Source organism: Pseudomonas sp. 50_B (assembly GCF_017491625.1).
GTDB classification, from domain to species: Bacteria; Pseudomonadota; Gammaproteobacteria; order Pseudomonadales; family Pseudomonadaceae; genus Aquipseudomonas; species Aquipseudomonas danubii.
Genome location: NZ_JAFGYX010000005.1, coordinates 73971 through 86048 on the forward strand (window position 1 = coordinate 73971; position 12078 = coordinate 86048).

At 62.0% G+C, this 12078-nt stretch carries 8 protein-coding genes and 2 tRNA genes; 8 read left to right on the plus strand and 2 right to left on the minus strand.

Annotation, left to right across the window (positions count from 1 at the left end):
- Positions 1-14 precede the first annotated feature (14 nt).
- Positions 15-965 (plus strand): hypothetical protein, encoded by a 951-nt coding sequence (locus tag J5M73_RS08770; RefSeq protein WP_102861441.1) that lies wholly within the window; start codon positions 15-17, stop codon positions 963-965.
- Between the two features lie 77 nt (positions 966-1042).
- Here J5M73_RS08770 and dinB read toward each other — a convergent pair whose 3' ends face one another.
- Positions 1043-2110: a DNA polymerase IV gene (gene dinB, locus J5M73_RS08775; RefSeq protein ID WP_102861440.1), complete on the minus strand. Its 1068-nt coding sequence runs from the start codon at positions 2108-2110 to the stop codon at positions 1043-1045.
- Between the two features lie 294 nt (positions 2111-2404).
- On the opposite strand from dinB, the gene J5M73_RS08780 reads away from it, so the two are divergent.
- The 5 genes from J5M73_RS08780 (at position 2405) to J5M73_RS08800 (ending at position 7699) form a co-directional block, all read left to right on the plus strand.
- Positions 2405-2481 (plus strand) — tRNA-Met (locus tag J5M73_RS08780).
- A 202-nt stretch (positions 2482-2683) separates the two neighbouring features.
- Positions 2684-2760, plus strand: a tRNA-Met gene (locus J5M73_RS08785).
- Positions 2761-3038: 278 nt separating this feature from the next.
- A complete protein-coding gene (gene mprF / locus J5M73_RS08790) occupies positions 3039-5687 on the plus strand; it encodes a bifunctional lysylphosphatidylglycerol flippase/synthetase MprF (protein WP_102861439.1) in 2649 nt (882 codons plus the stop codon).
- Positions 5687-6985, plus strand: coding sequence for an AcvB/VirJ family lysyl-phosphatidylglycerol hydrolase (locus J5M73_RS08795; RefSeq protein ID WP_102861438.1), 1299 nt, complete (start codon positions 5687-5689; stop codon positions 6983-6985). Before mprF ends, J5M73_RS08795 begins: the two co-directional genes overlap by 1 nt.
- A gap of 438 nt (positions 6986-7423) precedes the next feature.
- Positions 7424-7699, plus strand: coding sequence for a DUF3077 domain-containing protein (locus J5M73_RS08800; protein ID WP_102861437.1), 276 nt, complete (start codon positions 7424-7426; stop codon positions 7697-7699).
- 167 nt (positions 7700-7866) lie between these two features.
- Here the strand turns inward: J5M73_RS08800 and J5M73_RS08805 are convergent, their stop codons facing one another.
- The gene (locus J5M73_RS08805) at positions 7867-9768 is read right to left on the minus strand and encodes a potassium transporter Kup (RefSeq protein ID WP_102861436.1); all 1902 of its coding nucleotides are present in this window, start codon (positions 9766-9768) and stop codon (positions 7867-7869) included.
- Between the two features lie 321 nt (positions 9769-10089).
- Between J5M73_RS08805 and rimO the strand changes: the two genes are divergently transcribed.
- Positions 10090-11427, plus strand: coding sequence for a 30S ribosomal protein S12 methylthiotransferase RimO (gene rimO, locus J5M73_RS08810; RefSeq protein WP_047284184.1), 1338 nt, complete (start codon positions 10090-10092; stop codon positions 11425-11427).
- A gap of 97 nt (positions 11428-11524) precedes the next feature.
- Positions 11525-11998 (plus strand): GNAT family N-acetyltransferase, encoded by a 474-nt coding sequence (locus tag J5M73_RS08815; RefSeq protein WP_102861435.1) that lies wholly within the window; start codon positions 11525-11527, stop codon positions 11996-11998.
- The last annotated feature ends 80 nt before the right edge of the window (positions 11999-12078 follow it).

Consider the following 12078-nt stretch of genomic DNA (forward strand, 5'->3'; position numbering starts at 1 on the left):
CAGATAGAGAAGTCATGTTCAAGCGAAACACCTTAAGCCTCGGGGGCGCCGCTCTATGCGGCGCCCTGCTGGTCAGCGGCTGCGCCAACCAGATGTCGCAACGCAGCGAACACGAGGAACGCGTCGAGCGCAAACTGCTCGACCACAGCCTGCAGATCGATGTCGGTGAGCCTAAGGTGCTTGAGCTGCCGCAACGCCGGGTACGCATCCACGAGCAGAAGACCTTCGAAGTGACCGAGTTCGAGGTCACTCGGCGCTACGATCGCTATACGCCTTATCAACCCTGGCGGGAAATCTACGAGATCCCGCTGGGCGCGGTAGCCCTGGTGGCCGGCGTCGGCGCCAATGTGGTCAACGTGTTTGCCCTGGGCAACCTGCCGGACAGCGTCACCAAGGACTGGGTCAGCTATGGCGTGTCCGGGCTCAACCCGTTCATGAACATGCCGTCCCACGGTCGGGCCCAGCAGAACCTGGCAGCCATCGATGAAGTCCAGCGTGACAAGCGCCTGGAGTATTCGAGCCTGCCCTGGAGCGAGCGCCCGGTGCAGGTCAAGGCCGGTAAGCAAACCTACGACATGAGCACCGATCGTAATGGCGTGCTGCGCTTGAACCTGCTGGACGCGCCATTCTCCGAACAGGACCTGAACCACATCGGCAAGTTGCAGATCAGTGTCGAGGATGCTCAGGACGAAGTGCATTCCGACTCGTCCCTGAGCCTGAGCAGCAGCCTGCGCGGCAAGCTGGTGGAAGCCCATGCACTGATTTACGACGATCTGGAAGATGACGAAGTAAGCCAGTGGGTACACCGGGTCAAGCGCCTGTCGGAGTTGGGTCTGGAAGAAGAGGCCAGCGAGCTGGAGCAGAGCCTGATCGAGCTAACACGCAACGATCCGGAACTGCAGAGCGAGTTTCTAAAGTCCCTGACCAAGAACGCCGGCCGCCTGGTCGCCGATCCCGGTCACTGATTGACAAGGAGCCGGCAGGCTGGCGAATGTCACGCCGCGGATCGATCGCGACGCCCAATTCGCCAGCCTGCCAGCGCCTACAACACACCCCGAAACAGCTCCAGCTGTTCGTGACCACCGCGTAGATCCTGCAATCGCACGCCAATTCCCAAGAGCCGCACTGGCTTACCGCCACGCTTGAAGGCCTGGGTCAGCAGTTGCCGATAACTCTCCAGATCCCGTCCGGCCCCCGCCTGCTCAAGAGTGGTCTGGGTAAAGTCGTGGAACTTCACTTTGACGAAGGGTTTGCCCGGCCGATAACTGCTGTCGATACGCGCAATGCGCCCTGCCAGAGTCTCCATCAGCTCCGGTAACTTCTGCAGGCAGCTATCCAGATCGGGAAGGTCCACGTCGTAAGTGTTTTCCACGCTGATGGACTGCCGCCGGCTGTCATTCTGCACCGGCCGATCATCGATCCCCCGGGCCAGGCTCCACAGGCGCTCGCCGAAACTGCCGAACTCGCGCACCAGAGCCAGCTTGTTCCAGTCGCGCAACTGCAGGCAGTCGACAATCCCCAGGCGACCCAGTTTGTCCGCCGTGACCTTGCCCACCCCATGCAACTTGCTCACCGGCAATTCGGAGACAAAATCCTCCACCTGATCCGGAGTGATCACGAACAGGCCGTTGGGCTTTTTCCAGTCGCTGGCAATCTTGGCCAGAAACTTGTTGGGCGCGACCCCGGCCGACACCGTGATATGCAACTGATTGGAAACCCGCCGACGAATGTCCTGGGCAATGCGCGTGGCGCTGCCGGCGAAGTTCGGACTGTCGGAAACATCCAGGTAGGCCTCGTCCAGGGACAAGGGCTCGATCAGCTCGGTGTAATCACGAAAGATCGTATGAATCTCTTTCGACGCCTCGCGATAGGCATCCATGCGCGGCTTGACGATCACCAGGTCCGGGCACAGGGTCAACGCGTGCCGCGACGACATGGCCGAGCGCACGCCATAGGCCCGCGCCTCATAGTTGCAGGTCGCAATCACCCCCCGTCGATCCGCGGAGCCGCCCACTGCCATCGGCTTGCCGGCCAGCTGCGGGTCGTCGCGCATTTCGATGGCGGCGTAGAAGCAATCACAGTCAATGTGGATGATTTTGCGCTGCATCATATAAAGGCAGAGATCATTAAAAGCTGAAGTCGGAATCAAAGCGGACGATTAGTATCTACCGGCACCTGTATATAGCACCAGTACCTTGCATCTCGGATCAATCGGCAAAGCGCCATGAGACATTTATTCTCTTAATGAGCACCAAGCGTTCCATAGAGCTGAAAGCCACGGTCTACCTGGGCCCAAGCCTCGAAAAACGCTCCTGGAAGCACGCTAAGCGATTGAACAAGAAGCCTTTTTTTAAAATTAGTGATTGACAGACGCCAGCGACGCTGTAGAATCCGCCCACACAGACGCGGGATGGAGCAGTCTGGTAGCTCGTCGGGCTCATAACCCGAAGGTCGTCGGTTCAAATCCGGCTCCCGCAACCAAACATCAAAAAAGGCTACTCGAAAGAGTGGCCTTTTTTGTGCGCGCCTGTTTTTGCCCTTCACGCACTCACCACCAGAGCGGCAAAACTCTTTAGCTGTCGATGACTTAAAAGACAGAACCGGCCATTCGACGTTTATTTGACCTGTCGAACCATTAATGGTTGACACTCAGTCGTTCGCCTGTAGAATGCCGCCACACAGACGCGGGATGGAGCAGTCTGGTAGCTCGTCGGGCTCATAACCCGAAGGTCGTCGGTTCAAATCCGGCTCCCGCAACCAAACATCAAAAAAGGCTGCTCGAAAGAGTGGCCTTTTTTGTATCTGTTGAAAAAGTCCTTTCGCAACAATGACCTGGCAAAGTGTTGCGAGCCTTTTAGCGATGCTTCGACCCTTCAAGATGCGAGCTATGCTCTGTCTCGAGCAACCACCCGGCGGCCATCGCCCAGGGTCGCCGGGCCACGGTGAGACGCGTTAATATTTGAAACTATTTTTTCTACAGGGATTGGTAACTTGGCCGGATACCCCCATCCTGTCGCGCACAATCCACGAGGTGATTGATGCGCGCCAACACGTCTGATTCGCAAGACAGCGATACCACTACCGCCACTCAACCTGTGACAACCACTCGCCTGCGCTGGCTGGACCTGTTGAGCAAGTACCGCCAACCCCTGGGCCTGGCCATAACGCTGCTGCTGTTCGCCATTGCCCTGATCGCTTGCCGTCACCTGCTTAGCGAGCTGGACTTCTACGCCCTGCACGACTCGATCCTCGAAGTGCCCAAGCCGGCCCTGCTCGGCGCCCTGGGCGCGACCATCGTCGGCTTCATCATTCTGCTGGGATACGAGTGGTCCGCCAGCCGCTATGCCGGAGTCAACCTGCCCGGCCGTACCCTGGCCCTGGGTGGCTTCACCGCCTTCGCCATCGGCAACGCCATCGGTCTGTCGCTGCTGTCGGGCGGCTCGGTACGTTATCGCCTGTATGCACGTCATGGGCTGGGGGCCTCCGACGTCGCGCACATGACCCTGTTTGCCAGCCTCTCTCTGGGGTGTGCCTTGCCACCGCTGGCGGCCCTGGCCACTTTGAGTAACTTGCCGGCAGCCTCGGCAGCCTTGCGCCTGCCTGAAAGCCTGCTGGGCGGTATTGCCCTGGCTATCCTGCTGCTGGGCGCGGTACTGGCCGTCGGCATCTATCGCCGACGCCTGCCAGAGCAGCCTCTGCGCGACAACCTGCTGGTCCGGGTCGGACGCCGCACCCTGCGCCTGCCTGGACGGCGCCTGACCTTCCTGCAACTGATCATCACCGCCCTGGACGTCGCCGCAGCCGCCACCGTGCTCTACCTGCTGCTGCCCGAAGCGCCGCCGTTCGGCGCCTTCCTGCTGGTGTACCTGCTGGCCCTGGCCGCCGGTGTGCTCAGCCACGTCCCCGGCGGCGTCGGGGTGTTCGAAGCCATCCTGCTGGCGGCGTTCGCCGACAAGCTCGGGGCCGCGCCCCTGGCGGCCGCATTGCTGCTTTATCGCCTGATCTACGTGGTGCTGCCGATGCTGGTGGCCTGCGTCCTGCTGCTGATCAACGAAGCCCAGCGCCTGTTCCAGACCCGACAATCCCTGCGGGTAGCTTCCGGCCTGGCGGCGCCGATCCTGGCGGTGCTGGTGTTTCTCTCCGGCGTGGTGCTGCTGTTCTCCGGCGCCACCCCGGAAATCGATACCCGCCTGCAACACATCGGCTTCCTGATTCCTCACCGCCTGGTGGACGCTTCGCACTTCGGCGCCAGCCTGATCGGCGTGCTCTGCCTGCTGCTGGCCCAAGGCCTGCGCCGGCGCCTCTCCGCCGCCTGGATGCTCACCACCATTCTGTTGCTGGTGGGCGCCCTGCTCTCGCTGCTTAAAGGCTTTGACTGGGAAGAAGCCTGCCTGATGACCCTCACCGCCAGCCTGCTGGCCGTGTTCCGGCGCTCGTTCTATCGCCCCAGCCGCCTCACCGAACTGCCCTTCTCGCCGCTGTACCTGGTGGCCAGCGTCTGCGTGCTCGGCGCCTCCACCTGGCTGCTGCTGTTCGCCTATCAGGACGTGCCCTACAGCCATCAACTGTGGTGGCAGTTCACCCTCGACGCCGACGCCCCTCGGGGCCTGCGTTCGCTGTTGGGGGCTGCGGTGCTGTTGCTGGTGGTGTCCCTGACCTGGCTGCTGCGTACCGCACGCCCGGTCATCCACCTGCCCACCAGCGACGAGCTGGACAAGGCTGCGAAGATCCTCATGGCCTCGTCCCAACCCGATGGTGGCCTGGCCCTGACCGGTGACAAGGCGCTGCTGTTCCACCCCAACGACGATGCCTTCCTGATGTACGCTCGCCGCGGCCGCAGCCTGGTGGCGCTGTACGACCCCATCGGCCCGACCCAGCAGCGCGCGGAAATGATCTGGCAGTTCCGCGACCTGTGCGACCTGCACCACGCGCGCCCGGTGTTCTACCAGGTACGGGCGGAAAACCTGCCCTACTACATGGACATCGGCCTGACCGCGATCAAGCTCGGCGAAGAAGCCCGGGTCGATCTCAAGCGCTTTGATCTGGAAGCCAAGGGCAAGGAGATGAAGGACCTGCGCTACACCTGGAACCGCGGCACCCGCGACGGCCTGTCGCTGGAGATCCACGAACCCGGGCAAGCGCCGATGGATGAGCTGAAGGTCATCTCCGATGCCTGGCTGACCGGCAAGAACGTCCGCGAGAAAGGCTTCTCCCTGGGCCGTTTCAGCGACGACTACCTCAAGCACTTCCGCATCGCGATCATCCGTTTTGAAGGACGCCCGGTGGCCTTCGCCAACCTGCTCGAGACCTACAGCCATGACCTGGCCAGCCTCGACTTGATGCGTGCGCACCCGGACGCGCCGAAGCTGACCATGGAGTTCATGATGGTCGGCCTGATCCAGCATTATAAAAATCATGGATACGCCCGCTTCAGCCTGGGCATGGTGCCGCTGTCCGGCCTGCAACCGCGGCGTGGCGCGCCGCTGACCCAACGCCTCGGCTCGATGGTCTTCCGCCGCGGCGAGCAACTGTATAACTTCCAAGGTTTGCGCCGCTTCAAAGACAAGTTCCAGCCCGACTGGGAACCCCGTTACATGGCCGTGCCGGCCGGGCTCGACCCGCTGGTGGCACTGGCCGACACCGCCGCCCTGATCGCAGGCGGCCTGACTGGATTGGTGAAACGCTGATGATTCAACGCTCTTGGCGGTATCTGCTGGCCACACTGGTGGTACTGGCTTTGCTTGCGGGTGGTGGCTACTGGTGGTGGAACCGCCCCGCCCCTGAACCGACCCTGGAACAACTGACCCAGGCCGACGGCTCGACCCTGACCCGTGTGACCCCCGGCACCAAGGCCAAGGCCCGGGTGGTGGTGGCGGTGTTGCCTGATTCGACCCTGACCGACAAACAACTGCTGGCCCTGAGCCGCAGTGGCGCGGCGCAGATCGTCCAGGTGATCCTGCCCAAGGACGATTGCAAACTGCAGGAACAAGCCCTGCAAAGCGCCCTGCCCCAGCTCAACGGCCCGGCCACCCTGGTCAGCGGCATCGGCCCGGGCGCGGCCCTGGCCTGGCGCTGGGTCGCCACCCAGAACGACGACAAGGCCCAGGCCGTGTCGGTGGGCTTCACCATCAACCCGGCGCCCGGCTGCACCGATCCACTGCCCAAGACCCTGGCCCACGGCCACTGGCTGGTGGCCTGGAACGACAACCCGGATGACGAAAGTGCCGGCTTCGTGCGTGATACCCCCAACGCCACCACCAGCATCAGCGACTACGACATCCACCTGCCCCAAGTGCTGAACAACGAGCTGCGCAAGCTGCTGGTGGGTTCTGAAAACGGCGGCCTGAACATTCCCGTGGTGGAAGTCCCGGCCGGCCAGGCCAAGGACACCGTGACCCTGTTCCTCTCCGGCGACGGCGGCTGGCGCGACCTGGACCGCGACGTGGCTGGCGAGATGGCCAAGATCGGCTACCCGGTGGTGGGCATCGACACCCTGCGCTACTACTGGCAGCACAAGACGCCTGAGCAAAGCGCCGTTGACCTCACCGAACTGATGCAGCACTACCGGCAGAAGTGGGGCACCAAGCGCTTCGTGCTGACCGGCTACTCCTTCGGCGCCGACGTGCTGCCGGCGATCTACAACCGCCTGCCGGAAGCCGAGCAGCAGCGGGTCGACGCCATTATCCTGCTGGCCTTCGCCCGTACCGGCAGCTTCGAGATCGAAGTCGAAGGCTGGCTGGGCAATGCTGGCAAGGAAGCTGCCACCGGCCCGGAAATGGCCAAGCTGCCCGCCGCCAAGGTGGTGTGCATCTACGGTGAGGAAGAAGTCGACGAAAGCGGCTGCACCGACAAGACTGCGGTCGGTGAAGCCATGAAGCTGCCGGGCGGCCATCACTTCGATGAGAACTACCCGGCACTGGCCAAGCGCCTGGTGGATGCCATCGAAAAGCGCCAGGCCAAGGATCAGGCGACCGCTCAAGAATGAGCTGAGCCTCGCCGCATAAAAGCCCCCGCAGCCTTGAGGTTGCGGGGGCTTTTTTACATCAGCGGTCTCAGTTGCCTCGTTGAAGACCGCGTAATGGCGGATGACTCCCGCGCAGGTTGTAGGCAAACTCCGAGAGTTGTGTAAGGGGTGCGTTTTGGGCACTTTGCTGCCTTGTTGGCCTGCGCTTCGACGGGCTAGGCTCCGGGTGTCGCTGAGCATTCAGCGGCCGGGCTTGGAAACCCGAAGAACCTTGACAACTAGCGCCCCGCTTGATTGCAGATAAATTTTGCGCCTGCAATCCATCTGTTATGGCGGCTGTGCGTGGGAGGCCTTCGGGTCTGCCGGTTTCCTGGGTTTCCGGTTTTCCAACCTGCGCATAGCTGCCACCCATTCGCTTGGAAACGAACGTGGTAGCTCCTCAAACCTTGGAGTTGAACCATGAACAATACAAACCCGCCTCAACTTTCAAATCTGAAAACAGTCGGCTTAATCACTTTCCTTTACTGCTCGGAACGCCCGCTATTCCAGGTCAGCCCCGGCCTCCCCATCGGCGAAGCCCTGGCCCAAGCCTCCGACCTGTTATCCCTGGCCAAGGCCTTTGCCGAGGACGCCGCCTACAGCAAGGACAGCGATCGTCACGCCTGGGCCGCGCACTACCTGACCGCCATGGGCAAGGCGGTGGTGGACGATGTGGTGCAGGCGCTAGCCGCGTAAAGGCCGGGGCGATCACGGGGCCGGTGGGCTCCGAGAGAAACCGTCCTGTCATCAGCATCGATGTCGAGGGCCAGTCCGTCATCGCGAGCAAGCCCGCTCCTACAGAACCGTAGAAACGAAAAAGCCCCCGCTGCCGCAAGGCAACGGGGGCTTTTGTCTGGTCAGGATCACATCTCGACCTGAGTACCCAGTTCAATCACCCGGTTCACCGGCAGCTTGAAGAAGCGCAGGTTGCCGTTGGCGTTCTTCAACATGAAGGCGAACAGCGCTTCGCGCCAGCGGGCCATGCCCACCAGCTTGGAGGCGATCACGGTTTCACGGCTGAGGAAGTAGGTGGTGCGCATGGGGCTGAAGTCCAGCTCGTCCAGGTGGCACAGTTTCAGGGCTTCCGGGACGTCCGGTTCGTCAGTGAAACCGAAGTGCAGGATCACCCGGAAGAAACCTTCGCCGTAGGCGTCCACCTCGAAGCGCCGATTTGCAGGCACCCGCGGAATATCCTCGTAGACCACCGTCAACAGCACCACTTGTTCGTGCAGCACCTGGTTATGCAGCAGATTGTGCAGCAAGGCGTGGGGCACGGCGTCTGGACGGGCCGTGAGGAACACGGCAGTGCCCTGCACCCGATGCGGCGGCTGTACGCGGATGCTGCCGATAAAGATTGGCAGCGGCAGCCCGCCTTCGTCCAAGCGATCCACCAGCAATTCCTTGCCGCGTTTCCAGGTGGTCATGAGCAGGAACAGCACGATCCCCGCCAGCACCGGGAAGGCACCGCCCTGGAAGATCTTCGGCACGTTGGCGGCGAAGAACAGCCCATCCACCAACAGGAATCCCAGCAGGAGCGGCACCACCAGCATCGGCGGCCACTTCCACAGCAGCAGGATCACCGCCGACACCAGGATACTGGTGATCAGCATGGTCCCGGTCACCGCCACGCCGTAGGCCGAAGCCAGGGCACCGGAGGACTCGAAACCGAGCACCAGCAGGATCACCCCCACCATCAGCGCCCAGTTCACCGCGCCGATGTAGATCTGCCCCTGCTCGGCGCTGGAAGTGTGCTGAATGTGCATCCGCGGGATGTAACCCAGCTGAATTGCTTGGCGAGTCAGGGAGAAGGCGCCGGAAATCACGGCCTGGGACGCGATCACCGTGGCCAGGGTGGCCAGCACCACCAGCGGAATCAGGGCCCAGCTCGGCGCCAGCAGGTAGAAGGGGTTGCGGGCGGCTTCAGGGTTTTCCAGCAGCAACGCGCCCTGGCCGAAGTAGTTCAGCACCAGCGCCGGCAGCACCAGGGCGAACCAGGCCCGGGCGATGGGCTTGCGCCCGAAGTGCCCCATGTCGGCGTACAAGGCTTCAGCACCGGTCAATGCCAGCACCACCGCCCCGAGAATGGCGACCCCCATGCCCGGATGAACGATGAAGAAACGCACGCCCCACATCGGGTTCAGCGCCTGCAGCACTTCCGGGTGCTGGAGAATGCCGTTGACCCCCAACCCGCCAAGGACCACGAACCAGGCCACCATCACCGGACCAAACAGCTTGCCGATGCGATCAGTGCCGTGTTTCTGGATCAGGAACAAGGCCACCAGCACCACCAGCGCCATCGGCACCACCCAGTGTTCCAGGCCGCTGAATGCCAGCTCCAGCCCCTCGACCGCCGACAACACGGAAATCGCCGGGGTGATCATGCTGTCGCCATAGAACAGCGCCGCCCCGATCAGGCCCAGAATCACCAACATCGAACGCAAGCGCGGATAGGAACCGGCAGCCCGCCTGGCCAGTGCGGTCAAGGCCATGATACCGCCCTCGCCCTGGTTGTCGGCGCGCAGGACGAACAGTACGTACTTGATCGAGACGACCCAGACCAACGACCAGAAAATCAGCGCGAGGATGCCAAACACCCCGTCATGATTGACCTGAACCCCATAATGGCCGGCAAACACCTCCTTGAGGGTGTAGAGCGGACTGGTGCCGATATCGCCATACACCACCCCGACCGCCGCCACCAGCATCCCCAGAGGCTTGCCCCCGGAGTGCTCGCCACTCGCCGCCTGACTACTTGCCTGACCCATCAATGACTCCCACTACTCAAGACCGGGGCTTCTTATATAGAAAGCGCAAGGTTATACAAGCGCTATTCTCTTAAGTTGCGCAGTTTGCCATGTAATTTGCAGATTCTTATTACCACTAAGGCGCCAACTAACGTCGTATGAAAGCAACCGGGCATAACGGGAAGAAGCATAGTCCAGCGCTGGTCGTATTTCCCCCGTATAAAGCTGGTCAAGCGCCTCGACCATCGCTAGAATTGCGCACTTTTTGATCAGAGGCGCAGCCAGCGCCCAAGCGTCGCACTTGCCCCCCAAGTGATTCGATACCCAATACCGAGGTTAGACATGTCCACCCCCTCCGCGCCGGCCAACCCGAAAGTCGGCTTCGTATCCCTGGGTTGCCCAAAAGCTCTGGTCGACTCCGAGCGCATCCTCACTCAACTGCGCATGGAAGGCTATGACGTGGTGTCCACCTACCAGGACGCCGATGTCGTGGTGGTCAACACCTGCGGTTTCATCGACTCGGCCAAGGCCGAATCCCTGGAAGTGATCGGCGAAGCCATCAAGGAAAACGGCAAGGTCATCGTCACCGGCTGCATGGGCGTGGAAGAAGGCAATATCCGTGACGTGCACCCTAGCGTGCTGGCCGTGACCGGCCCGCAGCAGTACGAGCAAGTGGTCAACGCCGTGCACGAAGTGGTGCCGCCGAAACAGGACCACAACCCGCTGATCGATCTGGTGCCGCCGCAAGGCATCAAGCTGACCCCACGGCACTACGCCTACCTGAAGATTTCCGAAGGCTGCAACCACAGCTGCAGCTTCTGCATCATTCCGTCGATGCGCGGCAAGCTGGTCAGCCGTCCGGTGGGCGATGTGCTCGACGAGGCCCAGCGCCTGGTCAAGTCCGGGGTCAAGGAACTGCTGGTGATCTCCCAGGACACCAGCGCCTATGGCGTGGACGTCAAGTACCGCACCGGTTTCTGGAACGGCGCGCCGGTGAAGACCCGCATGACCGAGCTCTGCGAGGCCCTGAGTACTCTGGGCGTGTGGGTGCGCCTGCACTACGTGTACCCGTACCCGCACGTGGACGAGCTGATTCCGCTGATGGCCGCCGGCAAGATCCTGCCGTACCTGGACATCCCGTTCCAGCACGCCAGCCCGAAAGTGCTCAAGGCCATGAAGCGTCCGGCCTTCGAAGACAAGACCCTGGCGCGGATCAAGGCCTGGCGCGAGATCTGCCCGGAGCTGATCATCCGTTCGACCTTTATCGTCGGCTTCCCTGGCGAAACCGAGGAAGACTTCCAGTACCTGCTCAACTGGCTGACCGAAGCCCAGCTGGACCGTGTTGGTTGCTTCCAGTACTCGCCGGTGGAAGGCGCACCGGCCAACGACCTGGACCTGGAAGTGGTCCCGGACGAGGTCAAGCAGGACCGCTGGGAACGCTTCATGGCGCACCAGCAGGAAATCAGCTCGGCACGCCTGCAACAGCGCATCGGCAAGGAAATCGAAGTGCTGATCGATGAAGTCGACGAGAATGGCGCCGTGGGCCGCTGCTTCTTCGATGCGCCGGAGATCGACGGCAACGTGTTCATCGACGGTGCGGGCGACCTGAAGCCGGGTGACAAGGTCTGGTGCCGGGTCACCGACGCCGACGAATACGACCTCTGGGCCGAAACCCTGTAAGGCGTAAAAAAACTGCCAAGCCCCGCTCTCGCCACGAGATGCGGGGCTTTTTTCGGTCTATCGTTAGCCCTTGCCAATCACCTCAGGGACAAGCGGCATGCGCCACCACTCGGTCATCCACACCCCCAAACTCAGCGACTACCCGGAACTGGTCCGTGTCTGGGAAGACTCGGTTCGCGCCACCCACGACTTTCTCCCGGACAGCTATATAGAGCTGCTGAGAAACCTGGTGCTGACCCGCTACCTGGATGCGGTGATGCTGATCTGTACCCGGGATCAGCGGCAACGCATCACCGGTTTCGCTGGCGTGGCAGCGGGCAAGATCGAGATGCTGTTCATCGACCCGGCCCATCGCGGCCAGGGCCTGGGCCGGCAACTGCTGCACTATGCAGTGGAACACCTGAACGCCCAACAACTGGACGTCAATGAACAGAACCCTCAAGCGCTGGGCTTCTACTTCAAGCAGGGCTTTGAGGTGGTCGGCCGCTCCGAACAGGACGGCATGGGCCAGCCCTACCCGTTGCTGCACATGCGCCTGAAACAACCGCAACTGCAGGCCCGACGCGGCTAAAAGCCACAGCGGGCAAATGGACCCGCGATTAACCGGCGCCAGGCAGGTACAATAGCCGCCCTCTTTTGATACGGCCCCTG